Source organism: Streptomyces sp. ACA25 (genome assembly GCF_028200735.1).
Lineage (GTDB): Bacteria > Actinomycetota > Actinomycetes > Streptomycetales > Streptomycetaceae > Streptomyces.
The window spans coordinates 287679-311484 of sequence record NZ_JAQKPV010000004.1 but is presented as its reverse complement, the minus strand read 5'-3'; the positions used below and the strand labels follow the sequence as shown (position 1 = coordinate 311484).

The following is a 23806-nucleotide window of genomic DNA, read 5'->3' as shown; positions in this document are numbered from 1 at the left end:
TCAGGGCGGCCAAGGGATTCATGCCGGCCGACGAGGGGCTGGCGCTGTACGCGGCGGCGGTGGAGGCGGGCAGGCTGCGGCTGCCGCTGCTCGAGATCGGAACCTACTGCGGACGCTCCACGCTTCTGCTGGCCGACGCGGCCCGGCGGAGCGGAACAGTGGTGGTCACGGTGGACCACCACCGCGGCAGCGAGGAGCAGCAGCCGGGCTGGGAGTTCCACGACGCGGAGCTGGCCGATCCGCGGGATGCCGCCGGCCGGCTGGACACCTTGCCGGTCTTCCGCCGGACGCTGGCCGCCGCCGGGCTGGAGGAGCATGTCGTCGCGGTGGTGGGCCGGTCACCACAGGCCGCGTCGGTGTTCGGCGGTGCGGAGCGGTTCGGTCTGGTGTTCATCGACGGCGGTCACACCGACGCCCACGCGACCGCCGACTACGAAGGGTGGGTGCCGCAACTCGCCACGAACGGGCTGCTGGTGATCCATGATGTGTTTCCCGATCCGGCGGACGGTGGCCAGGCTCCGTTCCGCCTCTGGCAGCGAGCACGGAATACCGGCGTTTTCGAGGATATTTCCGCCACCAAATCGCTGCGGGTGCTGCGCCGGACGGGCCCCGGCAGCTGAAGTGCCGAGCCGCGGCGGCAATATCACGACGGCATCACAAGCGTGTCGCCTGGGAAACAGTAACCGGACCTGTCTGACCGGGAGTGAGCTTCGTCCGTACGATGGGCCCGTTCCGCGTGACAAGACCATGACGATGCGACCGACAAAGGATCTGACGTGAACAACCGCTCGCTCACCCGAGGCGATGCAGCAGTGGCCGGAGCAGCGGTCCTGCTCTTCATCTTCTCCTTCCTCCCGTTCTACAGCTTCAGCGAGTTCGGCGGCGGAAGCACGATGGCATGGTCCAGTGACCTGTTCCCCGTGCTGCCCTCGATTTTCCTCGCGGGCATCATCGGCGGCGGTCTGATCGTCGGCTCACGGTTCCTGCCGCAGAAGGACCGGGAGTTCGGCGGTCTTCGGCTCGACCAGTGGGGCATCGCGCTGAGCGTGTTCTCCCTGTGGACGGCCTTCTGGACGCTGGTCGGCGGCCCGAGTGGCGCCACCGGTGCCGGGCAGGTCCTCGCCTTCATCACCACGATCCTCCTGGCCGCCGGAGCCGTCGCGACACCGCTGGTGCCCGCGCTGAAGGCTCCGCTGCTCAGCGGTACGCCGGCCCAGCCCGCCGTTCCGGGGGCACCGGGCCAGCCCCAGCCGGGCCAGGCTCAGCCGGGGTACGGCTACCCCGGTGGCGCCCCGCAGCAGCCCTACGGTGCCCAGCCCGCCGCCGCCCAGCCCTACGGTGCCCAGCCGGGGGCCCCGGGTCAGCCGCAGCAGCCGCAGCAGGGGGCCGTGCAGCCGCAGCCGACCGCACCGGACCCGAACTTCCAGCCGTTCTGGTTCGCCGTGCCCGCCCAGCGCCCCCTGTACGCGGAGGACGGCTCGCAGGCACCGGTTGCCGAGCTGGCTCCCGGCACCTGGTACCTCGCGGTCGAGCAGCGCGGTCAGGCTCTGGTCGCCCAGACGCAGGACGGCCGTCGGGGTGTGCTGCAGGACAGCAGTGACATCCAGCGCGGCTGACAGCGCGCGTCCGCTCACGGCGGTGGCCCTGCCCGGTTCTCCTTCTCCGGGCGGGGCCGCCTTCGCGTTGCGGACCCGTCGGCGCCGGGCCGACGTGCGGCGCCGGGCGAGCCGCGTTCAGTCCGCGCAGCAGTCCGGCTCCAGGCCGCACGGCAGGGTGTCACCGCCGAAGACGGCACAGGTCGCGTCGTCTCCGGTGAGCACGGCGACCGCGAGCAGGACCGAGCCCGCTGTCCAGGAGGTGAGCTCCTCGGGCCAGACGGCGTCGTCGGCGAAGACGTAGCCGGTCCAGTAGAGGCCGTCCCCCGCCCGCAGGCGCTGGATCCAGCGCAGGATCTCGGCCGCCCGCTCGTGGTCCCCCATGGCCCAGAGGGCCAGGGCAAGTTCGGCGCTCTCGCCGCCGGTGACCCAGGGGTTGGGCAGCACACACCGCACGCCCAGGCCGGGCACCACGAATTCGTCCCACCGCTCCTCGATCCGGGCGCGGGCCGCCGGCCCGCGCAGCGCGCCGCCGAGGACGGGGTAGTACCAGTCCATGGAGTAGTGGGACTTGTCCAGGAAGCGTTCGGGGTGGTGGCGCACCGCGTGCCCGAGGCTGCCGGCGGCCAGCTCCCAGTCGGGCTGCGGTTCACCCTGCAGCTCGGCCAGCCGGAGCGCGCAACGCAGCGCCTGGTAAAGGGAGGAGGAGCCGGTGAGCAGCGCGTCGGGGACGGGCGTGCCGTCCGCCTCACGCTTCCAGCCGATCTGGCCGCCCTCCTGCTGGAGAGCGACGACGAAGTCGGTCGCCGCCGTGACGGTGGGCCACATCCGGTCCCGGAACGCCTCGTCGCCGGTGGTCAGGTAGTGGTGCAGGACTCCGACAGCCGGGTAGCCGCAGAAGTTGCTCTCCTTGCTGCGGTCGGTGGGGCGTTCGGCGTCACCGTCGGCGTAGGCGGCGTACCAGGAGCCGTCGGGGTTCTGGTGATCGGCGAGCCATCGGTAGGCGGCCGCGGCCCTTTCGTGCTGTCCCGCGGTGTCCAGTGCCATGGCGGACTCGACGTGGTCCCAGGGGTCGAGGTGGTGGCCACGGAACCAGGGGATGGCGCCGTCCGCGCGCTGCAGACCGGCGATTCCGGCCACCGTGCGGGCGGCCTGCTCGGCGGTGAGGACCCCGGGCAGGGCGAGCCGCGCGGTGCGCTCCGGAACGGTCACGTCGTCGTCCCCGGCGTCCCGCCCGAAGCAGCTGTGGCCGGGGCGGCGGTGCGGGCCGGCAGGTGGGGCTTGGTGGCGTAGGCCACGAAGCTCTTGCCGATGAGCGGGTCCAGGGCGCGCTCGGCGACCCGGGTGGCGAGCGGTTTCTTCATGATGTCCCAGACCAGCAGCCGGTGGTAGGCGCGCACCGGGAGCGCGGCTTCCGCACCGTCCCGGTGCACTCCGAAGGCGCACTTGAGCCACCAGTAGGGCGAGTGCAGGGCGTGCGCGTGGTGGGTGCCGTAGGGGCGCAGGCCGGCCTCCCGCATTTTCCGGAGCAGCTCGTCGCCCCGGTAGATCCGGATGTGACCGCCCTCGTTGGCGTGATAGGCGTCGGAGAGCGTCCAGCAGACCTTTTCCGGGCCGTACCGGGGCACGGTCACCGCGATGCGGCCTCCGGGGCGCAGCACCCGCACCATCTCGGCGAGGACCCCCTTGTCGTCGGGGATGTGCTCCATGACCTCGGAGATGATGACGACGTCGAAGCTGTCGTCGGGGAAGGGCAGGGCCAGCGCGTCCCCCTCCATGGCGGTCGCGGTGGCTCCCGCGGGTGCCTCTCCGGCCTCCGCCATGGCGGCGAACCAGGTGGCGACCTCGCGGATCTCCTCCGCGTTCCGGTCCAGGGCGACGACGTGGGCACCGCGCCGGTAGCACTCGAAGGCGTGTCTGCCTGCTCCGCAGCCCAGGTCCAGGACCCGGTCGCCCGGGGCGAGCGGGAAGCGGGAGAAGTCGACGGTCAGCACGAGCGGTCAGCCTTTCGTGTCACTGGAGGTGCCGGAGGTGCCGGATGCCCGGGAGAGACCGGCTCCGGGGAAGCCGGCCAGCGCGGCCCGGTAGTGCTCGACCGTTCCGCGGGCGGCCTGCTCCCAGGTGAACCGGCTCAGCACCCGCTCCCGTCCGGCGGCACCGAGCCGGGATCTCAGGGCGGCGTCTCCCAGCAGTGCGGAGAGAGCTGCGGCCAGCGCACCGGCGTCTGCGGGCGGCACTGCCAGGCACGTCTCGCCGTCGGTGCCCGTCACCTCGGGAAGCGCGCCGCCGGTGGTGGCGACGAGCGGGGTGCCGGTGGCCATGGCTTCGGCGGCGGGCAGCGAGAAGCCCTCGTAGAGGGAGGGCACGCAGGCGACTTGGGCGCTGCGCACCAGGTCCGCCAGTTCGGTGTCGGAGATGCCCTTCACGAACCGGACGGCGCCTCCCTCTCCGCCGAGCCCGAAGCGGTCCAGCAGGTCGGCGACCGGCCCCTTGGCGGGGCGGGTGCCGACGACGACGAGATGGGCCGCGGGGTGTTCGGTCCGAACCTTGGCGAGAGCCTCGACGAGATGGATGAGGCCCTTGAGCGGCACGTCGGCGCTGGAGGTGGTGACGATCCGGCCGGGGATCTCCTCCCGGCCCGGGGCCGGGTGGAATATCCGGGTGTCGGCTCCGATGGGCACCACGTGCACACGCTGCGGCAGGACGCCGAGGTCGTCGATGATCTCCCGCCGGGAGGAGCCGGAGACGGTCAGCACGGAGGGCAGCCGGCGGGCGACTGTCCGCTGCATCCTGGTGAAGCCGTACCAGCGGCGGACCGAGAGGCGCTGCCGGAGTCCGGCCGCGGCGGCCAGGTCCAGACGGCGGTCCACGGTGACGGGGTGGTGAATGGTGGTGACCAGTGGCAGTCCGAGCCGTTCGGTGCCGAGCAGGCCGTAACCGAGGGTCTGGTTGTCGTGCACGAGGTCGAAGTCGCCGCGGCGGGCTGCCAGGTGACGGCGGGCGCGCAGCGAGAAGGTGAGCGGCTCGGGGAACCCTCCGGTCCACATGGTGGCGACCTCCAGGGCGTCCACCCAGTCGCGGTACTCGCGGGGCCGGGGGGTGCGGAAGGGGTCGGGCTGCCGGTAGAGGTCGAGACTGGGCAGTTCGGTCAGGGGTACACCCTCGTCGAGGACCGGGTACGGTTGCGCGCCGATGACCTCGACCCGGTGGCCGAGCCGCGCAAGCTCCCGGGAGAGGTGCCGGACGTACACGCCCTGGCCACCGCAGTACGGGTTCCCCTTGTAGCTGAGCAGCGCGATCCTCAACGGGCGCTCCCCAGCAGCCTCTGCGGTCACGCCCGGCTCCCTTCTCACTGCTCGTGCGCCGGAGCGTAACCGTAAATTTCCAGCTAGAACAAGTTCTGTATTTTGCCGCTACTCAGGCGTATCGACGATAGCCTGCCGACCGCGGCCGCAACCTGCCGGGGCAAGTGACCCTCGCCACGCGGACGGTGACCGGGCGTGGCGGGCTCTCCCCGGCCGCCCCCGGCGCCCGGCCGGGGCGTCCCGACGCGGGGGTTCCGCACGGCAGTGCCGGCGCAGCGGCCCCGCGTTAGAGTGCAACAGGTTCCCGTACCGGTTTCGGAGCAGCGCACATGACCACACAGCAGCAGGTGTCCGCTGCCGCCCGGACCGCGCGTCAGCGGGCCCGGCGCCGCGGCATCCTGGATGCCAGCGCGAGGCTGGCCTCCGCCGGGGGGTTCGACGCGGTGCAGATGCGGGAGGTCGCCGAGTCCTCCGGGGTCGCTCTCGGGACGCTCTACCGCTACTTCCCCTCCAAGGTCCATCTTCTGCTGGCGGTGCTCCACGACCAGCTGGAGCAGCTGCACGCCACTCTCCGGGAGCGTCCGCTGACCGAGCGGGACCCCGCTGACCGGCTCGGCCGGACGCTGCAGCGAGCGTTCCGTGCGCATCAGCGCGACCCCCGGCTGGCCGAGGCGATGATGCGCGCCCTGCTGTTCGCCGACCGGTCCGCGCGGGACGAGGTGACGGTCGTCTCCCGGCTCACGACCAGGCTCCTGCTGGACGCCTCCGGCCTCCCGGAGCCGCGGACACCGGAGGCCCTGAGCGCGATCCGCGTGATCCAGCACACGTGGCACTCCACCCTGCTCCACTGGCTTTCCGGGCACATCACGCTCGAGGAGGCGCAACTGGACGTGCGGACCGCCTGCCGGCTCGTCAGCGGGCAGCCCTGAGCCGGGACCGCCCCGCGCTCCCCCGCCGTCCGCCACCCGTCCCCGCCGCTTCGCGATGCCCGCGGGTGTGGCCGCGCCGCCTCCCGCCGGGGCCCTCCCCCACCGCCTGCCGCACCGGACCTCCCGCACCGCGCGGTGGAACAGCCGTGGACAGAGGGGCACGCGGTGCGCAATGTGCGCCTGAAATTCACTCCCGCACGCCCCCTAGTGGCTGATTCGTGGCGTCTTCTGCTCACGGCTGTCACCCGTCACGATGGGGCGGGCACTCACCGTGCCCGAAGAAACGGGGCAAGGGAGGGGAGAGAAGGTGATCCGGATACTTCTCATACATGACGCGCCGCTGCTGCGCTCAGCTCTCGCATCGCTGGTGGCGGGAGAAGCAGACCTCGAGGTCAGGACCACCTCGTGGCGCGAAGCGCTGGACAGTGCCCGCTCTCACGGGGCGGACATCTGTCTGGTGGACGCGGACTACCCGGTCGCTTCACGGCTCAGCGCCGCGAGGGACCTGGTGCAGCACACCGGGGGCGCACCCGCTGCGCTGGTGGTGCTGGCGCAGGCGGGCAAACCCGGTCTGCTGCGGCAGGCGGTGGCGGCCCGTGCGCGGGGATTCGTCAGCAAGGACGCTTCCCGGGAGCGGCTGCTCGAAGCCATCCGCAGGGTCTTCGACGGGGAACGGTACATCGACGCGACGCTCGCCTACGACTTCCTCCAGGCGGCCGAGATACCGCTGACCCCGAGGGAGTTGAGCGTGCTCTCACTCGCCGCCGAGGGGACCCCCCTTCCCGAGATAGCCCGTGCGCTGCATCTGACCCGCGGCACGGTGCGCAACTACATGGCCGCGATCACCCGGAAGACCGGCGCCCGCAACCGGGTCGACGCCATCCGCATATCCCAGGAGGCGGGTTGGCTGTGACCAGCTCCCGGTCAGCTCGCGGTACCCCGCCGAGCTGCGCAGCAGCTCCTCGTGGCTCCCGCACCTCGCACGGCTGCCGTCCAGGAGCAGCACCCGGTCCGCGCGCAGGGCCGAACTGATCCGGTGCGCGATGACGAGGAGAGTGCCGCCCGGACGGTTGGCGAAGGCCCGCTCCGCCGTGTCCTCGACCACCGGGTCGAGGTGGCAGGTCGCCTCGTCCAGCACGACCACCGGCGCGGGCGAGAGGTAGGTGCGGGCGAGCGCCAGCAGCTGCCGCTCCCCGGCCGACAGCCGGCCGGGATCGACCCGCCCGTCGGGGCCGCCGAGCCGCTCCAGGAGCGGCCCGGCCCCGACGGCCGCAGCCGCCGTGAGCAGCCGCTGTTCCGGCACCGGCTGCCCGGGGCACAGGTAGACGAGATTGTCACGGACGGTGCCGTCGAACACGTACGCCTCCTGCGGCACCAGCGCCCGCAGCCGTGCCCGATGTGCCGGACCGGGCCCGGAGGCAGGCATGCCGCACACCCTGATCCGGCCCTGGCGGGGCTCCAGCAGCCCGGCCACGAGTCCGGCGAGCGTCGACTTTCCCGTTCCGCTCGGCCCGACCACCGCAAGGTGTTCGCCCTGCGGTATCTCGAGGTCCAGCCCGTGCAGCACGGGCGCGCTCCGCTCGCCGTAGCCGAAGGTGACCTGCCGCAGCTCCACCGCGGCGGGCGGGCCACCGGGGGCGGGGGCCTCCGCCGCGGCTCCGGGCGGGCGCGGGGGGTCGTCACCGTCCGGGCCGGGGTCCGGATCGGGTGCACCCCCGCGGAGACGGCCTACCACCACGGCCAGCCGCGCCCCGGCCCCGCCCAGCCCTTGCACCAGGCTCTGCAGAGCGGGCAGCAGCGACTGCATCAGGTAGGTCAGGGCGCCCACCAGCGCCCCCGCCGTCACCCCGCGGGACAACAGCCAGGGGGCCAGGAGCAGCAACAGCACGACGGGCAGCCAGCCCCCGACGGCCAGTGCCACCACCCGGGTGACCGTCCACCGGGCGAGCGCCCGGGCAGTGCGCTGCCCGGCGCCGATCCGCTCCCCCGTCTCCGCCAGCATCCGGTCCTCCGCACCGGCCGCGACCACATCGCGCAGCCCGCCCGCCGTCTCCCCCAGGGCGGCGGCGATCTCCTCGTCCGCCTCCAGGAAGGCCCGCTGCCGCCGGGCCAGCGGGCGCAGCGACCAGCCGAACAGGGCAAGGCCCAGAAGCAGGGGCGGCAGCACGATCAGCAGCATCACGGGGGCCAGCCACAGCAGGCCGGCCAGGGCCCCTGCGGCCGTGAAGACGAAAGACTGGGTGATCAGCACCAGGCCCGCGAAACTGTCCCGGGCGATCTCCGCCTGGTGGGTGAGCCGGGAGACCACCGCGGTGCTGTCCGGCCGAACGCCGCCGACCGCTTCGTGCAGCGACCGCCCGACGATCCGGCGCACCAGCAGGTCCCGCAAGGGTTCGGCGAGGGCGGCGACCGCGCGCAGCACCCGGCCGGCGCCCACCGCCCCGGCCAGCACCCCCATGGCGGCGACGGCCAGCCATACCAGGCCGGTGGCGGTGTCCCCCCGCAGGAAGCCGTCGTCGAGAGCCCGGGCGATTCCGTAGCCCAGGAGGAAGGTCTGCGCGGACTCCAGCAACGACCAGCCGCCCAGGGCCAGGACGGCGCGCGGCCGGCGGCGCAGGAAGCGGAGCCCGGCCGCCACCAGCCCGGAACGCGCGGCCGGCGGATCGCCGGCCCCGCAGGGCAGGGCGGGGGGTGTCCCGGTGCCGGGCGCCGGGGGTGCGGGCGTCTCGGGCTGCGGCATGTCAGGTCCTCCACACGGCCCGGTAGTCGGCGCGTTCCCAGAGATCGTCGTGGCGTCCCAGGGCCCGGATCCGGCCCTCGTCGAGCCAGGCGACGAGGTCGGCCCGGGCCGCGGTGCCGGCCCGGTGGGCGACGAGCAGCCGGGTCCGGGCCCCGGTGCCGCTCAGCAACGCCCGGCCGATGCGCAGTTCGGTCACCGTGTCGAGACTGGAGGTCGCGTCGTCCAGGACGAGCAGTCGGCCGGGGTGGGCGAACGCCCTCGCCAGGCCGAGCCGCTGGACCTCGCCGCCGGACAGTGGGGCCTCCGCGCAGCGGGTGCGGTATCCGTCGGGCAGGGTCCGGATGAAGCCGTCGGCACAGGCGGCCCGGGCCGCGGCGGTGATCCGCTCCGGTCCGGCCGGCCGGGGTCCGAAACCGATGGTGCCGCCGATGGTGGAGCCCAGCAGCGCGGGGCGTTCGAAGGCGTAGCCGATCTCCCGCCGCAGGGTTTCCCGGTCGAGGTCCGGCAGCGGCACACCGTCGAGCAGCACTTGGCCCTCCTCCGGGTCCTCCAGCCGCCCCGCCAGCGCCGCCAGCACGGACTTTCCCGAGCCGGAACGTCCGACCACGGCCACCGTGCTGCCGCCGGGAACCGTCAGGTCCAGGGCCCGCAGCACCTCCCGGTCGCCGCGCCGGACGGTGACGCCGCGGAATTCCAGCCGCCCGGGGCCGGCGGGCAGCGTCCGCTCCCCGTGCCGGACGGGCGGCACCTGGAGGACGTCCGCCAGCCGGGCGGCGGCGGCCCGGCCCCGGACGAGGCTGCTGAGGTGGCCGACCATGGCGCCGACCCCGGCGGCCAGCGCCGCGTAGCGGGCGGCGGCCAGCAGCGCTCCCACGCTGATCTCGCCCGCGCCGAGGAGCAGGCCGCCGACCGCCACGACGGTGAGCAGCAGCAGGGGGACGAGTGCGGCGGCCTGGGCGGCGGCCCGGCCCTGCACGTGCCAGATCCGGTAGCCGTGGCGGCTCAGCTCCGGCAGCGTGGAGAGCACCCGCCGCCGCTCCCGCAGTTCCGTGCCGGCCGCGGCCACCGTCCGGGCGCCGGCCAGCGCCTCGACCAGGCGGCCGGCCATGGCGCCCTGCACCCGCTGGTAGTCACCGACACTTTTCGCGGTGGAGCGGACGAAGGAGCGCAGGAGCAGAAAGAGGACCGGGGCGCCGGCCAGGAAGGCGAGGGCCAGCCGGTAGTCGATCAGGACGAGGGCGGCGATGCCACCGAGCGGGGTCAGCAGAGCGGCGACGGCGGTGGCCACTGCGGCCGGTGCGGTCCCGGCATGCCCGGCGTTGACGGTGCCGCGGGTGACCAGGTCCCCCTGGGTGAACCGGGCGGCCGCGGCCGGCCCGATGCGCAGCGTGCGGTGCGCCAGCAGGCGGCGCAGCCAGGCAGTGGCGCGGGCGTCAGTGGTGCCGGTGAGCACCGTCCGGACGGCGTCGAGGACGACCGTCCCGCAGATCAGCGCGGTGCAGACCGCTGTCCAGCGGGTCACCGGGCCGGCCGCGTCCTCGCCGGCCATCAGCAGGTCCAGGGTCCGGCCCAGTGCGGCGGGCAGGAGCAGGGCGAGGACGGAGGCGGCCGTGGTGACCAGGAGCAGGACGGTGGCCCGGGCTCTGCTGTGCCGGACCGCATCGCGCAGGACGCGGTCGGCCGGGGTCGCCGGATACCTGATGTCTCCTCCTCGGTGGACGGTCGCCCTCGGGCGGTCAGGCCCGTGGCCCCGGACGGCGGAACCGCCCGGGGCCACGGAATACAGCGTTCGGCTCAGGGCCGGGTCCTCAGCAGGTGAGGACGCTCAGACCGCTGTCGCCGCAGAGCAGCAGGCTCGCGTAGCTGACGTTGCCGCCACCGCCGCCGCCGTAGGTCTCTTCCGGGGTGTCCATCGACTGCAGGTCGAGAAGTGCCATGGTGAGGTCCCTTCATCATTCTTCGCTGTGTTGCTGGCTGTTCAGTTGTGGTGGTGCACCCCCGCCTCAGCGGGGGGGTTCGGGGTGCCGCAGGGGCGGCAGGAAGGGCAGCTGGACGGGGTCGGTGTGGCGTGCCGCGCCCAGCGCGAGCAGGCAGCCGGCGGTGCCGGTGGCCAGGTCCATGGAGAGCCGCATCATCTGGTCGCCGGGGAAGGCCAGGCCTCCGCCGTAGGGCAGGGCGTACCAGGCCAGGCCGTCGATCTGGGCGGCGAGGTCCTCGGCGGTGGCGGCCGGTGCGGTGGTACGGCTCAGGTGCAGGACCATCCCGGCCCGGCCGCGGAACAGACCGGGCTGGGCGTAGAAGCGGGACCGTGCCGCGGGCAGGATGGCCGCGCGGGCCTGCTCGAGCTCCTCGTCCGGACGGTGGGCGAGGTAGTCGTCGAGCACCATGCCGATGCCGGTGCTGCCCGCGCCGATGTACGGCATGAGGCGGTTGCCCTCGTCGACGAGCCAGGTGCCGCGGCGGTCGGCCCGGCAGCGGGCCAGGTCCTGTCGCAGGGCGGTGCCGGCGAGGTCGAGCAGCGCGGGGTCGCCGGTGCGCTCGTACAGCCGGAGGAAGAGGAGGGCGGGGCCGGTGGCTCCGCGCAGCAGGCCCGCGCGGTCGGCCTGCGGAGGTCCGGGCTCGGGGCTGAGCCGGGCGGCGGCCCGCTCGGCGGCCTCCAGCGCCAGGTCGTGCAGCTCGCTGCCGCCGCCGGCCGCCGCGAGACGTTCGAAGGCCAGGCCGATCCCGGCCAGACCGCCGAACAGGTCGGGGGGCAGGTGCTGCCAGCCCTCCAGGGGCAGCTGTTCGCTGAGGTCCAGCGCCCGCTCGGTGTGACCGAGCCGGTCCAGGACGCAGGCGACGCCGAGCAGGCCGTCGTACAGGCCGACCGGGGTGCCCTGCGGCGGGGCGGCGGCCTGCCGCAGCAGCCAGCGCTCCCCCTCCTCGTACCGCTCGGCCCCGGTTTCCGCCAGGGCGTACAGCACGCCGGCCGCGCCGTGCGCGAGGCCGAGTCCGCCGCCTTCGGAGAACTGGGCGATGTCACCGGGGAAGAGCCGGTCCTCACGGTCCGGGGTCGCGGAGGCCAGGATGGCGCGGGCCATGGCGTCCCGGCTGCGCGGCCAGTCACCGGGCTCCACCGGAACGGCCGGGGACCGGGCGGCCGAGCCGGGCACCGCCGGTCCCTCGATCACCGCGACAGCCTCGTCCAGGAACGCCTGCGGCACGTCGGGGAACTGCTGCGCCACGAGTGCCGCCAGGTGGGCGGCCTTGCCCCGGTCGATGGAGAACAGCGAGGTCATCGGCAGGAAGAGCGCAAGCCGCAGACAGGCCAGGGCGTAGCGGTCGATGTCCGGGCCGCTGCGGTCGGCGGGGGCCAGGAACCCCGGGTGGGCGACGATCTGCCGGGTTTCGTTGCCCGGGTAGGAGGCGGCCTCGAAGTCGAGCAGCGCCACGGACTTCTCGTCCGGGGCCACCATGATGTTGAACATGTGCAGGTCGTTGAAGACCACGCCACGCTCGTGCAGGGCACCGACCGCCTCCTCCACCTCCCGGTGGATGTGCAGCGCCCAGTCCGTGTAGTCGGCCAGTGCCGCCGGCTCGGGCTGCTCGCTGATGAGCGGGTGGCGTTCGGCGAAGAACGAGTTGAGCGTGCGGCCCGGCAGATGGTCCATCACCAGGAACTGGTGGCCCCCCAAGGTGAACCAGTCGCGGGCGGCCGGCACCACGGACAGCCCGGCCAGCCGTTCCAGCACGGCCTTCTCCCGCTCCAGGCGGCTCACCGCGTCCACCCCGTCGGCGGCCAGGCCGGCATGCGGGCGGGCCTCCTTCAGGACCACCTGCTCACCGGTGCGGGTGTCCGTGCCGCTGTACACACCGCCGCCGTTGGAGAAGTGCAGGGCGCGCTCGATCCGGTACGGCAGGTCCTGCGTGGTGGTGCTGTTGCGGGCGGCGAGCTGCGGGGCGAGGAAGTCCGGCAACGTCACCCAGTCCGGGAGGGCGAAGGTGGGAGCCCGCCGGTCGGGGACCAGCCGCCCTTCGGCGTTCTCGATCGCCGGCACCAGGCGGCCCGCCTCGTCGGCACAGGTGCGCCGGGCGAAAGCGCCGTACCGGACGTACAGGGGCCCGTCGCGCCACCGGAGGTCGGTGAGGATGTACGGACCGGGCTCGCCGGCCAGCGAGGCGTCCAGGTCGGTGAGGGCGCTGCGCAGTTGTTCCTCGCCGGCCGGATAGACCGTGGCGAACTTGCCACTGCTGTCCCGTCCCGCGTACTTGGAATTGCGCAGGTAGAGCAGGTGCCTGCTGGGCACAAATTTGAAAGGTATTCCGCGGGGTATGCAGTAGTCCCGGATCACGGCGGCTATGCGGTCCGCGTTATCCAGAGTGGCCGACACGTGAATCTTCCAGCCCTGTTGGGGCAGGTCGCTCCGGTCCGGGCGGATTTGCAGCCAGTCACCTGAACGGACACCCGTCCAGTTCTCCGGCAGGGGACGCTCAGCGGTCTCGAAGAGCCCTTCCGTGCCGGCTTTCCCGTTTCCTCCGGAGGACCACCGGTCGGGAGTCTCGTAGAAGTGTCGGTCGGCCAGACAGAAAGCTTCGTACCGCTTGTCCATGCATCTCCTTCGGGGTAACCGGAACTGAGATTTCCATATCCTTTCCCGACGGAACAGTCGTGATTGTCATGACCTGGCCGTGCGAAACGCACAGGTACGGATGTGCATCGGGAACATGCGGCAACCGGAGGGCTTCGCCTCCCAGCGGGAATGCACGGGCAGGTGGACGGGTAGAAGCTTGCGGACCTCGATCAGGAGAACCGCTGACCGGCGCACCGGCCAGGCAACCGGGCGCCCGAAGGGATCACCCCGAGTGGACGAGCATGTGGAAGACCACTACACGCACCTCGCGGAGACCTACGACTCCACCTGGGCTCACCGGCCCGACTATCTCGACTGGATGGAGGAGCAGATCCATTCCCGGCTCAGCCTGAGCGACGAGCGCCGGCTGGCCGACATCGGTGCGGGCACCGGCCTGTTCCTGCGCCGGCTCATGCGGCACGCGGCCCCCGGCCGTCCGATCGTCTGCGTCGACCCGTCCCGGGCAATGCTCGACCGGCTGCCGTCCGACCCCCGGCTGGTCCCGGTACGGGCCACGGCGGAGGAGCTCGCCGGAGGAGGGGTGGAGCTGCCCTGGAGCACCTTCGACGGCATCATCATCAAAGAGGCGGTGCACCACTTCACCGCACTGGAGAGCACCATGGCGGGGCTGGCCGGGCTGCTGGCACCCGGCGGGCAGATCCTGGTCGTCACGCTGCCGCCGAGGATCGGCTACCCGCTGTTCCCGGAGGCGCTGGACCGCTTCGCCGCGGGGCATCCCGAACCGCGGCAGGTCGAGGAAGCACTGCGCGCGGCCGGGCTGCGGACCGCCACCGAGTTCGCGGCCTTCCCGGTGCGCATCGACCGCGGGCTGTGGATGAAGCTGGTCGAGGGCCGCTGGATGTCGGTGCTGTCCTCCTTCACGGAGGCGGAGCTGACCGCCGGCCTGCAGTGGATCGCGGAGCATCACCCCGGCCCGACGCTGGAGTTCGACGACCGCTTCGCGTTCATCACCGGCCGCATTCCCTGATCCTGCCGGTCCCCCGCCCGGGTACCGGAACACGGAGCAGCTCAAGCCGTTCCCGACTCCGGTGCCCCGGCGCCGGGCCCCTCCCTCTACAGTGGGGCCCGCAGTACTCGTCCACGCCCAGGGGAAGCCGGTGGGAAACCGGCGCTGACCCGCAGCCGTGAACCGCCCCGGGGAGGGGCGGTGAGCCGGAACACCTGGTGCGGCGGACCCGCACTGGCTCCCGGTCCTGTGACCGGCACCGTCGAGGTAAGCGGAGTTGAGCCCGGTGCCGCCCCGCGCCCTTCCGCGCCGGGGCGGTCAGCCGTGCACGGCCGACCGCCCAGCGAAAGGCAGTACCCGCATGAACCTGCGCCGCAGCGCGACCGCTCTGGGCGGCGCCGCCGTCCTGTGCCTGGCCGGCCTCACCGCCGCGTCCGGTGCCCTGGCCGACGGCGGCGAACCGCCGGCCGCCCTGTTCGGCGACGGCGACCCGGAGTACGACGGGGTGTGGCGGCAGTCCGTCGCGCTGCTCGCCCAGCACACCGCGGGCGTCGTCCCGGCGGACGAGGCCGTGACGTGGCTGGCCGGGCAGAGCTGCGAGCACGGCGGGTTCGCCGCCTACCGGGCCGGTACGGGCGCGGACGCCCCCTGCGGCGAGGAAGTCCTCGCGGACACGAACGCCACCGCGGTCGCCGTGCAGGCGCTGACCGCGCTCGGCGGCCACGACCAGGCCGTGCAGACCTCGGTGGACTGGCTGAAGTCCCAGCAGAACGACGACGGTGGCTGGCCCTACCTGCCGGGCGACACCTCGGACACCAACTCCACCGCGCTCGTGGCCGGCGCGCTGGCCGCCGTCGGCGAGGACCCTGCCGACACCGAGCAGGGCGGAGCCTCCCCCTACGACGCGCTGACCTCGCTGCAGCTGGGCTGCGAGGCCGAGGAGCAGGAGCGGGGCGCGTACGCCTGGCAGCCCGAGGGCGACGGGGAACTGTTCGCCAACGACACCGCGTCCGTCGACGCGGTGCTGGCCTCCTACGGCAGCGGGCTGGTGGTCGACCCGGACCGCGCCGGCGACGAACCGGTACCGGCCCCGCTGAACTGTGCGGAGTCCGACGGCGAGGAGCCCACCGGCGCCCAGTCCGCGGAGGCGGGGGCCGCCTACCTGACCGGGGCTCTCGAGCGCAACGGCGGCCACCTGACATCGGCGCTCGCCGGCGCCGACGACCAGCCGGACTACAGCGGAACCGCCAAGGCCGTCCTGGCCCTGGCGGCCGGCGGCCACCGCGAGGCGGCGGCCGGACCGCTGCAGTGGCTGGCGGACCACCACACCGAGTGGGACGGCCACCAGGACAGCCCGGCGGGTGTCGGCCTGCTGGTGCTGGCCGCCCACGCGGGCGGCGAGGACCCGTCGGACTTCGGCGGCAGCGACCTGGTGAGCACCCTGAACGCTCTCGGCCCGGCCCCGCAGACCATCGGCGACAGCGGCGAGGGCGAAGCCTCCGACGAGGCCGGGGACCCGGCGGACTCCGAGAGTTCCGAGGACTCCGGTTCCACCGGCTGGCTGCTGTGGGTGCTCGTGGTCGGTGTACTGGCCGGCGTGGGCGCGGGCCTGCTGGTCAGCATGGTCAAGCGGCGGAAGACCAGCTGATGCCGGGCGGTACCCGAGGCCGGCAGGCACACACCGGCCGCCGGCCGTCCCGCCGCCTCCCGCGACGGGTTCTCGCCGCGCTCGGCACAGCCGTGGCGGCCCTCCTGCTCGGCTCCGCGCCCGCGCAGGCCGACGGCACGGGCTACCGCTACTGGTCGTTCTGGCAGGCGGGCGCAGACGGCGAGTGGGAGTACGCCACCCAGGGACCGGGCACGCTGCGCCCCGCCGACGGGGACGTCCTCGGTTTCCGCTTCGCCGTCAGCGTGAACTCCTCGGACGCCCACCGTCCCCGCGCCGCCCCGGACTTCGCGGCGGTCTGCGGGGACACCCCCGAGGAGCCGGAGAGCCGGAGAGTCGCCCTGGTCGTCGACTTCGGTGTGCCCGAGCACGCCCCCGGAGAGGAGCGGCCCCCGCAGCCGGAGCCGCGGACCACCTGCGCGCAGGTCGCGGACGGCTCCACCGCCGGGGAGGCCCTGGCCGCGTCCGCTCCGCCCCTGCGGTACAACTCCGACGCCCTGCTGTGCGCCATCGCCGGCTACCCGTCCCAGGGCTGCGGCGAGCAGATCGCCCTTCCTCAGGACGGGGCGGAGGACACAGCGGACGACGCACCGGAGAACGGTGCCGCGGACACCGGCAGGCAGGACGAGAACGGCTCCGCTGACCCCGGCGGCTCCGACGACGGCAGCACCGTCGCCGTGCTCGCCGGCGTCACCGTGGTGGCGGTGCTGGCCGGAGCCGCGCTGTGGAAGGCGCGGCAGCGCCGGCCATGAGCACCACCCTGCCCGCCGGCCGGCTGCGCGCCCCGGAGGCGACCCGGAGCACCGCGCTGCACGCCGGCGCGTGGTGGCTCTGGGCCCTCGGGATGGCCGCCGCCGCTTCCCGCACCACCAACCCGCTGCTGCTCGCCCTGATCATCACGGTCGCCGGGTACGTGGTGGCCGCCCGGCGCACCGATGCGCCCTGGGCCCGCGCCTTCGGTTTTTTCCTGGCGCTCGGCGCGGTGGTGGTCGTGATCCGACTGCTCTTCGCCCTCCTGCTGGGCTCCCCGATCGGCGGCACCCATGTCCTGTTCACACTGCCGGAAGTGCCGCTGCCCGATTGGTCGCAGGGCGTCCGGCTCGGTGGCCGGGTGACCGCCGAAGGGATGCTGTTCGCCTTCTACGACGGACTGAAGCTGGCCACCCTGCTCATCTGCATCGGCGCCGCCAATGCGCTGGCCAACCCCGCCCGGCTGCTCAAGTCCCTGCCCGGCGCCCTGTACGAGGTGGGCGTGGCCGTCGTCGTCGCCCTGACGTTCGCCCCGAACCTCATCGCCGACCTGCTGCGGCTGCGCGCCGCCCGGCGGCTGCGGGGCCGCTCCGACAAGGGCGTCCGCTCGCTGCTCCAGGTCGCCCTCCCGGTCCTGGAGGGGGCGCTGGAACGTTCCGTGGCCCTGGCCGCCGCCATGGACGCCCGCGGGTACGGCCGCAGCGCCCAGGTACCCAGGGCCGTCCGGCACACCACCTCCGCCCTGACCCTGGGCGGACTGACCGGTGTGTGCGCCGGTACGTACGGTCTGCTCGCCGCGGAAGGAGCCGCCCTCGGGCTGCCGGTCCTGCTGCTCGGGCTGGCCGCCGCGCTGGGCGGGCTGTGGCTCGGCGGCCGGCGCAGCGTCCGCAGCCGCTACCGGCCCGACCGGTGGGGCGCCCGGGCCTGGCTGGTGTCCGGGTCCGGCCTCGCGGCCGCCGCCCTCCTGATGCACGCGGGCTCGGCGGACCCGGCCGCCCTGCACCCGTCCGTCGTACCGCTCGCTGTTCCCGGTTTCCCGCTGTGGCCCGCGGCGGCCGTCCTGCTCGGCCTGCTTCCCGCGGCCGTCGCCCCCCGCCCGGCCCACCCCGACCGCACTGCCCGCACTGCCCGCACTGCCCGCAGCACCCAGGAGCCGTACCGGTGATCCGCTTCGACCACGTCCGCGTCACCTACGAGGACGCGCCCGCCCCCGCGATCCAGGACGTGCACCTGGTCATCCCCGAGGGGGAACTCGCACTGCTCGTCGGCCCTTCCGGGGTGGGCAAGTCCACCCTCCTGGGCACCGTCTCCGGGCTCGTCCCGCACTTCACCGGCGGAACTCTGGCGGGCCGCGTCACCGTCGGAGGACGGGACACCCGCACCCACCGGCCGCGCGAACTGTCCGACCTCGTGGGCACCGTCGGCCAGGACCCGCTGGCCCACTTCGTCACCGACACCGTCGAGGACGAACTCGCCTACGGGATGGAGTCGCTCGGGCTGCCCACCGACACCATGCGCCGCCGGGTCGAGGAAACTCTGGACCTGCTCGGCCTCGCCGAGCTGCGCGACCGCCCGATCGCCACCCTGTCCGGCGGCCAGCAGCAGCGGGTCGCCATCGGCTCCGTCCTCACCCCCCACCCCCGGGTCCTGGTGCTCGACGAACCGACGTCCGCCCTGGACCCGGCAGCCGCCGAGGAGGTTCTCGCCGTCCTCCAGCGCCTCGTCCACGACCTGGGCACCACCGTGCTGATGGCCGAGCACCGGCTGGAGCGTGTCGTCCAGTACGCCGACCAGGTCCTCCTGCTGCCCGCCCCCGGCGCCGCCCCCGTGCTCGGATCACCGGCCGAGATGATGGCCCACTCCCCCGTGCACCCCCCGGTCGTCGCACTGGGCCGGGCGGCCGGCTGGGCACCGCTGCCGCTGTCCGTCCGCGACGCCCGCCGCAAGGCCGCCGGTCTGCGCGAACAGCTCGCCGGACGGCAACCCCCCGCACCGCCCGCGCTGCCCCCCGAGCCCCCGCTCCTGGAACTGCGCGACCTCTCCGTGCGGCGCGGGCGCACCGAAGTCCTGCGCCGGCTGCGGCTGTCGGTACGGCCCGGCGAGACCATCGCCCTGATGGGCCGCAACGGGGCCGGGAAGTCCACCCTGCTGCGCACCCTGGTCGGCATGCACGAACCGGCAGGCGGCAGCGTCCGGCTCGGCGGGCCCGGCACCGGCGCCGTCACCCCGCACCGCACCAAGCCCGCGGAACTGCTGCGGCACGTCGGCCTGGTGCCGCAGGACCCGCGCGACCTGCTGTACGCCGACACCGTCGCCGCCGAGTGCACGGCCGCCGACGCGGACGCCGGCGCCGCGCCCGGCAGCTGCCGGGCCCTGGTGACGGGACTCCTCCCGGACGTCCCCGACACCACCCACCCGCGCGACCTGTCCGAGGGGCAACGCCTTGCCCTTGCCCTGGCCGTCGTCCTCACCGCCGCCCCGCCTCTGCTGCTGCTGGACGAACCGACCCGCGGCCTGGACTACGCGGCCAAGGCCCGGCTGGTCGGCATCCTGCGTGCGCTCGCGGCCGACGGACACGCCATCGTGCTGGCCACCCACGACGTGGAACTGGCCGCCGAGCTCGCCCATCGTGTGATCGTGCTGGCGGACGGCGAGACCGTCGCCGACGGGCCCACCCCCGACGTCGTGGTCTCCTCCCCGTCCTTCGCCCCACAGGTCGCCAAGATCCTCGCCCCCCAGCACTGGCTCACCGTCCCGCAGGTCAGGAAGGCGCTGGAGCAACCGGAGGAGGCCCCGTGAACCCCGCCGCCCCCGGGCCGTCACCCGCGCCGGACCCCGGGCCCGCCCACCAGCAACCCGTGGGCCAGGCCCCGGCCGCAGCCGGCCGGCAGGTCCGGGCCGTCCGCCTCGGCCCCCGGTCCGCTCTCGCACTCGTTCTCGTCTCCGCCACCGGTCTCGCCGCCTTCGGCTGGCCGCTGCTCGCCGACTCCGCCTCCGGCCTCGCCCACTCCACCGACGCGCCCTGGCTCTTCGCCCTGCTGCTGCCGCTGCTGCTCGGGGTCGTCGTCGCCACCATCGCCGATACCGGTCTGGACGCCAAGGCCGTCGCGATGCTCGGCGTGCTGGCCGCTGCCGGTGCCGCACTGCGTCCGCTCGGCGCGGGCACTGCGGGCCTGCAGCCGATGTTCTTCCTCATGGTGCTGTCGGGCCGGGTGCTGGGCCCCGGCTTCGGCTTCGTCCTCGGGGCGGTCGCCATGTTCGCCTCCGCCCTGCTGACCGGCGGCGTCGGGCCGTGGATGCCGTTCCAGATGCTGTGCCTGGGCTGGTTCACCATGGGGGCCGGCCTGCTCCCCGCCCCGCACCGGCTGCGCGGCCGCGGCGAACTCCTGATGCTCGCCGGCTACGGCGCGATCGCCTCCCTGCTCTACGGGCTGCTGATGAACCTCCAGGGCTGGCCCTACATCGCGGGCCTCAGCACCGGCATCTCCTTCGTCCCCGGCGACCCACTGGCCGAGAACCTGGGCCGCTACCTGACCTACGTCCTCACGACCTCGCTGGGCTGGGACATCCCCCGCGCCCTGCTGACCGTCGTACTGACGCTCACCCTGGGCGGCACGGTCCTGCGGGCGCTGCGCCGCGCCACCCGCCGCGCAGCCTTCGACGCCCCGGCCCGCTTCACCGGCACCACCTCCTGACGGCCACCGGTCCGCCGCCACGAGGCGCGGCACCCGCAGGGCACAGGACCGCGTCCGCCGCCCGTGGAGGGGGACGGCGGACGCGGAGTCAGTGGGCCGACGGATCAGCCGAAGGCACGGACAGCTTGATAGTAGGTCCACGCCGTGCCATTGCAAGTGGTCCTGGTGGCACCGGTGTACCGGTTGCAGACCCGCTTCAGGTCCTCGTAGAAGGCACTGTCCAGCCGGGCCTTGTTCGCACTGAACTGTCCGGCGGCCTTGTAGTTGCGGTAGCCGAAGTCGTGACGGGCACAGGACTGGCTGAAGGGGAACCCGAGCGGATTGTCCGGCGACCAGGAGCAGTAGTCGGTGGACCAGTCGAAGCCGTACGCGGACCAGGCCCCCTTGTTGCTGTTGGCGGCGGCCCAGCTGTTGTAGCTGGCAGCACTCGTCTGCGTCCAGCTGGAGAGCACCTGCGCTTTGTCGGCCGGCGCGGCTGTCGCCGGCGCGGCGATGGCTACGAGCGCGAGCAGGGTGGTGGCCAGAGCGGCCACGGTGGTGCTGAGTCGGCGACGCATGCGTTACCTCCGGTCCGGGCGGCCCCTGGGGCGGACCACCGCTACGGACGGGTAACTACCCTGATTATCAGGTCAGTTGACCGGCATCATGCAGCAGCTTGCTGCAAGAGCACCACGTGTATCCGCACGAAGGCGCGCGGGGCGGAGTTCCGGTGCGGACCGGAGGTCGCGGACGGCATCGCCGGCCTCGTGCCTGTTCGTGACAGCAAGGCGCCGGAGGGGCCTGCGTCGGTGATTCCGGCAGCCGGCTGGGGTCCCTGCCGGTCCGCCGTCAAAGGCGGAGCCCTGTAGCCGCCCTTCCCCCGATTCGTGGCGCATCAGGCGCGTTTCCCCGTGCGTAAGGGCCTCCGCGACGTGGAAAAGCGCCCGATGCACGTCCGCCGGCGGGCCCGGGGCGCGGGCCCGGCCAGGGCTAGACCGTCGAGACCTCACCCGGAGTCAGGCAAGTGCAGGGCAGGTCCTCGCAGCAGGTGCCGGTGTCGGGGCCCTCCGGCTGCCGGACCATGGCCACCCGCTTCTCGCCCAGGACCCCGGCCTCGCGCCGGACCCGGTGACGCAGAAGCGCCTGGCGCAGTGCGGCGCGGACCGGACCGGCGGGCGGGGACTCGTCCAGACCGGCAACCACGCTGTCGGCGATGTCCCGCAAGCGGACGGCGGGATTGTGCGAGGCGGCGCAGCAGAGAATGTCCCAGGCCTGGTCGCTCGTGCATCCCGTGGTGGCCATGAGCACACCGCGGGCCTGGTCGATCACCGGACGGCTGGCGTTGGCCTTCCGGAGGCGGCGGTTCTCCTCCTGGAGGCGCTGCATCTCCGCGGCCTGTGCCGCGGCGACGGAGAGAGACACGTTCAGGCCCTCCGGGGATCCGGGGGCGGAGGGCCGGGGAGTGACGGGCCGCGAGGAGGCGGCCGGGTTGGGTCTGATCATTTGAGGCTTGCCTCGGGTGCCCGGGTGAAGGTACGGGCCGCTGCTTCCAGCACTCGGCGCGGCTGCCGGCCCCAGTTGAGGGTCTCCACGGGGACCCTGTGGCGGCGGCCGAACGCGTTCAGGCGCTGCAGGAAATGCAGGCCGGCGACGTCCATGAACGTGACTCCTGCCATATCCAGCAGCACGCTGTCGGCTCCCGTCGGGAGTCCCTCCAGCGCCTGGTCCAGGACGGGGGCGGAACCGTAGTCGATCTCGCCTCGGACAGCGATCACCGCGGTGCTGCCTCGCAGGGAAGTACGGACCTGCAGTGCGTCCATGCAGACCGAGGCAGACAGATCTGTCTTCGAGTGCATCTTCCTCATCATGGGGGAGACCGACCAGTCTGTCCACCCTATGCTGGGGCGCACGATGACCAGTGAGCGCGTCTCTCCTGAAACCCGTCTTGACCCGCGTGAACGCATACTTACCACCGCGTACGAGCTTTTCTCCCGGCGCGGGGTCAGAGATGTCGGGGTGGACGAGGTGATCCGTCAGGCAGACGTGGCCAAGGCAACGCTCTACCGCCACTTCCCCTCCAAGAACGACCTGGTCCTCGCGTTCCTCCGGTTGCGCGAGCAGAACTGGACCCGGGGATTCGTCGAGGCCGAGGCGAGAAGACGGGGAGCAGACCCGGAGGAGCAACTTCTCGCGATCTTCGATGTGTTCGACGGCTGGTTCCGCGGGGACGAGTTCGATGCCTGCGCGTTCATCAACGTACTGGTGGAGATGCGGGCGGAGCATCCCCTGGGCCGGGCCAGCATCCAGTATCTGGCGAACATCAGGGCCGTCGTGCAGGAACTGGCCGACGAGGCCGGGCTCCGGGACACCGAGTCCTTCGCCCGCTCCTGGCACATCCTGATGAAGGGCTCGATCATCTCCGCTTCGGAGGGCGACACCCATGCCGCCCTCCGGGCCCAGGCGATGGCTCGCTGCCTCATCGAACAGCACCGCTGAGCCGCCGGAGGGCGGACCTGGGGCTGCGCACCCTCACAACGGCTCCGCCGAGTTCGCGGCAGCCCCACGGGGGCCGGCGGCTAACGGCCGGTCAGGGCGGCGGTGTGCTCCTCCAGGCGGTCGCGGGTCAGGAAGCCGTACACGCCGTGCAGTTCCCCCTGGACCCCGTACCAGCGCTGGAACTTGGCGACAGCCTGCCGGGTCTTCCGGTCGTAATGGCCGGTGATGCCACCGTCGTAGATGCCCCAGGGCTGCCGCAGCCGGTACTGCAACTCCGCCACGTCCGGGCCCTCGTCCCCCTCCCTGAGCACCCGCGGAGCCGCGTCCTCGCCCTCATCGGGACCGCCGGGGTCCGGGTCGGGGTCCGGGGTCTCGGGCGGCGGTGCGGTCCGGGGCGGCGGTGGGTTGCCGGAGCGCTCCGGTGGCGGGCTCGGCGTCTCGGGTGACGCAGGCCCGCCGGACGCGTCGGTTTCGGTCTCCGCGGGGTCCGCCGGCTCGGTGCTGCCGGGCGGGGGGCCGCTGGGCGGGCTTGTCGCCTCACCGTCCGGGCTCGCGGAGCCGGAGCCTTCGGACTTCTCGGGCTTCTCGGAATCCACCGGCGCCGGCTCCAGCGCCCGGCTGCCGTCCGGGAGCGCCATGGTGGGGCGGTTCACCTCGTCCAGCCGCGCATCGTCGGGACGCGTCCCGCTGCCGATCAGCGTCGCGGCGAGGGCCGTGCTGCCGACCACGGCCGCCATCGACGCACCCGCGAGCAGGGCCGCACGGCCCCGCCTCGGAGGCCGACGATGAGAGCGACGGGGGCGGTTGAACTCCGGGTGGTCCGGCCCGACGCCGGGGCCGCCGATCGGGAAGAGCGCCACGTCAGCAGGGTCGGGGCCCTGCTCGGAGGGCAACACCGGCTTGGACAGCGAGTGCGTCACGCAGTCGCAGCCCGGCTCGCCGTCGGGCCTGACAGGCCGACCGCACACCACACAGGCTGTCCCCTCCATCACCGCGCCCTCCCCTCAGGCTTGATGGCTCATTGGCTCGATTATGCCGCACCCGTTCGAGGGGCGCCCTGCTCTTGTCCGACAA

At 73.4% G+C, this 23806-nt stretch carries 21 protein-coding genes, 1 pseudogene and 1 riboswitch; of the genes and pseudogenes, 11 read left to right on the top strand and 11 right to left on the bottom strand.

Features of this window, described 5'->3' with window-relative positions; genetic code table 11:
• The first annotated feature begins 20 nt into the window (after positions 1-20).
• Together PJ985_RS09485 and PJ985_RS09480 are read left to right on the top strand one after the other, a co-directional pair.
• On the top strand, positions 21-620 hold the full coding sequence (locus PJ985_RS09485) for a class I SAM-dependent methyltransferase (protein WP_271683257.1): 600 nt from the start codon (positions 21-23) through the stop codon (positions 618-620).
• 156 nt (positions 621-776) lie between these two features.
• Positions 777-1616 carry a DUF5336 domain-containing protein gene (locus PJ985_RS09480; protein ID WP_271683160.1) on the top strand — a complete coding sequence of 280 codons (840 nt, stop codon included), beginning with the start codon at positions 777-779 and terminating at the stop codon, positions 1614-1616.
• Positions 1617-1733: 117 nt separating this feature from the next.
• Here PJ985_RS09480 and PJ985_RS09475 read toward each other — a convergent pair whose 3' ends face one another.
• From PJ985_RS09475 to PJ985_RS09465, 3 genes are read right to left on the bottom strand one after another with little or no spacing between them, the layout of a single operon-like run.
• Positions 1734-2807, bottom strand: a complete 1074-nt coding sequence (locus tag PJ985_RS09475; RefSeq protein ID WP_271683159.1) for a prenyltransferase — start codon at positions 2805-2807, stop codon at positions 1734-1736.
• Positions 2804-3589, bottom strand: coding sequence for a class I SAM-dependent methyltransferase (locus tag PJ985_RS09470; RefSeq protein WP_271683158.1), 786 nt, complete (start codon positions 3587-3589; stop codon positions 2804-2806). Before PJ985_RS09470 ends, PJ985_RS09475 begins: the two co-directional genes overlap by 4 nt.
• A 6-nt stretch (positions 3590-3595) precedes the next feature.
• Positions 3596-4930: a glycosyltransferase family 4 protein gene (locus tag PJ985_RS09465; RefSeq protein ID WP_271683157.1), complete on the bottom strand. Its 1335-nt coding sequence runs from the start codon at positions 4928-4930 to the stop codon at positions 3596-3598.
• Positions 4931-5229: 299 nt separating this feature from the next.
• Between PJ985_RS09465 and PJ985_RS09460 the strand changes: the two genes are divergently transcribed.
• Both PJ985_RS09460 and PJ985_RS09455 read left to right on the top strand, forming a co-directional pair.
• Positions 5230-5829 (top strand): TetR family transcriptional regulator, encoded by a 600-nt coding sequence (locus tag PJ985_RS09460; RefSeq protein ID WP_271683156.1) that lies wholly within the window; start codon positions 5230-5232, stop codon positions 5827-5829.
• Between the two features lie 253 nt (positions 5830-6082).
• Positions 6083-6658: pseudogene (locus tag PJ985_RS09455) on the top strand (response regulator); the annotation flags it as partial.
• Here the strand turns inward: PJ985_RS09455 and PJ985_RS09450 are convergent.
• The 4 genes from PJ985_RS09450 to lanKC form a co-directional block, all read right to left on the bottom strand.
• Positions 6584-8569: an ATP-binding cassette domain-containing protein gene (locus PJ985_RS09450; RefSeq protein ID WP_271683155.1), complete on the bottom strand. Its 1986-nt coding sequence runs from the start codon at positions 8567-8569 to the stop codon at positions 6584-6586. The pseudogene PJ985_RS09455 and the gene PJ985_RS09450 sit on opposite strands and share 75 nt — an antisense overlap.
• A 1-nt stretch (position 8570) precedes the next feature.
• Positions 8571-10346: an ABC transporter ATP-binding protein gene (locus tag PJ985_RS09445; RefSeq protein ID WP_443033444.1), complete on the bottom strand. Its 1776-nt coding sequence runs from the start codon at positions 10344-10346 to the stop codon at positions 8571-8573.
• 31 nt (positions 10347-10377) lie between these two features.
• Positions 10378-10506: a SapB/AmfS family lanthipeptide gene (locus tag PJ985_RS09440; protein WP_271683154.1), complete on the bottom strand. Its 129-nt coding sequence runs from the start codon at positions 10504-10506 to the stop codon at positions 10378-10380.
• Between the two features lie 66 nt (positions 10507-10572).
• Complete coding sequence (lanKC, locus tag PJ985_RS09435) at positions 10573-13158, bottom strand: class III lanthionine synthetase LanKC (RefSeq protein WP_271683153.1); 2586 nt, start codon at positions 13156-13158, stop codon at positions 10573-10575.
• Positions 13159-13411: 253 nt separating this feature from the next.
• Between lanKC and PJ985_RS09430 the strand changes: the two genes are divergently transcribed.
• The 6 genes from PJ985_RS09430 to PJ985_RS09405 all read left to right on the top strand — a co-directional run bounded on the left by PJ985_RS09430 (position 13412) and on the right by PJ985_RS09405 (position 20257).
• Positions 13412-14167, top strand: a complete 756-nt coding sequence (locus tag PJ985_RS09430; protein WP_271683152.1) for a class I SAM-dependent DNA methyltransferase — start codon at positions 13412-13414, stop codon at positions 14165-14167.
• An 87-nt stretch (positions 14168-14254) separates the two neighbouring features.
• A riboswitch (cobalamin riboswitch) is annotated at positions 14255-14383 on the top strand.
• A 124-nt stretch (positions 14384-14507) separates the two neighbouring features.
• Positions 14508-15794 carry a prenyltransferase/squalene oxidase repeat-containing protein gene (locus tag PJ985_RS09425; RefSeq protein ID WP_271683151.1) on the top strand — a complete coding sequence of 429 codons (1287 nt, stop codon included), beginning with the start codon at positions 14508-14510 and terminating at the stop codon, positions 15792-15794.
• Entirely contained in the window at positions 15794-16564 is a 771-nt protein-coding gene (locus tag PJ985_RS09420) for an SCO2322 family protein (RefSeq protein WP_271683150.1), read from the top strand. Before PJ985_RS09425 ends, PJ985_RS09420 begins: the two co-directional genes overlap by 1 nt.
• Entirely contained in the window at positions 16561-17727 is a 1167-nt protein-coding gene (locus PJ985_RS09415) for an energy-coupling factor transporter transmembrane component T (protein WP_271683149.1), read from the top strand. Before PJ985_RS09420 ends, PJ985_RS09415 begins: the two co-directional genes overlap by 4 nt.
• Positions 17724-19361 (top strand): ABC transporter ATP-binding protein, encoded by a 1638-nt coding sequence (locus tag PJ985_RS09410; RefSeq protein WP_271683148.1) that lies wholly within the window; start codon positions 17724-17726, stop codon positions 19359-19361. The genes PJ985_RS09415 and PJ985_RS09410 overlap by 4 nt, the downstream gene beginning before the upstream one ends.
• A gap of 59 nt (positions 19362-19420) precedes the next feature.
• The gene (locus PJ985_RS09405) at positions 19421-20257 is read left to right on the top strand and encodes an ECF transporter S component (protein ID WP_271683255.1); all 837 of its coding nucleotides are present in this window, start codon (positions 19421-19423) and stop codon (positions 20255-20257) included.
• A gap of 104 nt (positions 20258-20361) precedes the next feature.
• On the opposite strand, the gene PJ985_RS09400 is transcribed toward PJ985_RS09405, so the two are convergent.
• The 3 genes from PJ985_RS09400 to PJ985_RS09385 form a co-directional block, all read right to left on the bottom strand.
• Positions 20362-20814, bottom strand: a complete 453-nt coding sequence (locus PJ985_RS09400; protein ID WP_271683147.1) for a phospholipase — start codon at positions 20812-20814, stop codon at positions 20362-20364.
• Positions 20815-21226: 412 nt separating this feature from the next.
• Complete coding sequence (locus tag PJ985_RS09390; RefSeq protein WP_271683146.1) at positions 21227-21658, bottom strand: ANTAR domain-containing protein; 432 nt, start codon at positions 21656-21658, stop codon at positions 21227-21229.
• Between the two features lie 77 nt (positions 21659-21735).
• Entirely contained in the window at positions 21736-22092 is a 357-nt protein-coding gene (locus PJ985_RS09385) for an STAS domain-containing protein (RefSeq protein ID WP_271683145.1), read from the bottom strand.
• Between the two features lie 55 nt (positions 22093-22147).
• Here PJ985_RS09385 and PJ985_RS09380 point away from each other — a divergent pair, with 55 nt between their 5' ends.
• Positions 22148-22732, top strand: a complete 585-nt coding sequence (locus PJ985_RS09380; protein ID WP_271683144.1) for a TetR/AcrR family transcriptional regulator — start codon at positions 22148-22150, stop codon at positions 22730-22732.
• A gap of 80 nt (positions 22733-22812) precedes the next feature.
• Here PJ985_RS09380 and PJ985_RS09375 read toward each other — a convergent pair whose 3' ends face one another.
• Complete coding sequence (locus PJ985_RS09375; RefSeq protein ID WP_271683143.1) at positions 22813-23652, bottom strand: peptidoglycan-binding domain-containing protein; 840 nt, start codon at positions 23650-23652, stop codon at positions 22813-22815.
• Positions 23653-23806 lie beyond the last annotated feature (154 nt).

Excerpts from the sequence above, each read along its gene's own strand:
- PJ985_RS09485 (WP_271683257.1), top strand. The coding sequence starts at position 21 with ATGCCGGCCGACGAGGGGCTGGCGCTGTACGCGGCGGCGGTGGAGGCG.
- PJ985_RS09460 (WP_271683156.1), top strand. The coding sequence starts at position 5,230 with ATGACCACACAGCAGCAGGTGTCCGCTGCCGCCCGGACCGCGCGTCAG.
- PJ985_RS09450 (WP_271683155.1), bottom strand. The coding sequence starts at position 8,569 with ATGCCGCAGCCCGAGACGCCCGCACCCCCGGCGCCCGGCACCGGGACA.
- PJ985_RS09440 (WP_271683154.1), bottom strand. The coding sequence starts at position 10,506 with ATGGCACTTCTCGACCTGCAGTCGATGGACACCCCGGAAGAGACCTAC.
- lanKC (WP_271683153.1), bottom strand. The coding sequence starts at position 13,158 with ATGGACAAGCGGTACGAAGCTTTCTGTCTGGCCGACCGACACTTCTAC.
- PJ985_RS09425 (WP_271683151.1), top strand. The coding sequence starts at position 14,508 with ATGAACCTGCGCCGCAGCGCGACCGCTCTGGGCGGCGCCGCCGTCCTG.
- PJ985_RS09420 (WP_271683150.1), top strand. The coding sequence starts at position 15,794 with ATGCCGGGCGGTACCCGAGGCCGGCAGGCACACACCGGCCGCCGGCCG.
- PJ985_RS09415 (WP_271683149.1), top strand. The coding sequence starts at position 16,561 with ATGAGCACCACCCTGCCCGCCGGCCGGCTGCGCGCCCCGGAGGCGACC.
- PJ985_RS09400 (WP_271683147.1), bottom strand. The coding sequence starts at position 20,814 with ATGCGTCGCCGACTCAGCACCACCGTGGCCGCTCTGGCCACCACCCTG.
- PJ985_RS09385 (WP_271683145.1), bottom strand. The coding sequence starts at position 22,092 with ATGCACTCGAAGACAGATCTGTCTGCCTCGGTCTGCATGGACGCACTG.
- PJ985_RS09380 (WP_271683144.1), top strand. The coding sequence starts at position 22,148 with ATGACCAGTGAGCGCGTCTCTCCTGAAACCCGTCTTGACCCGCGTGAA.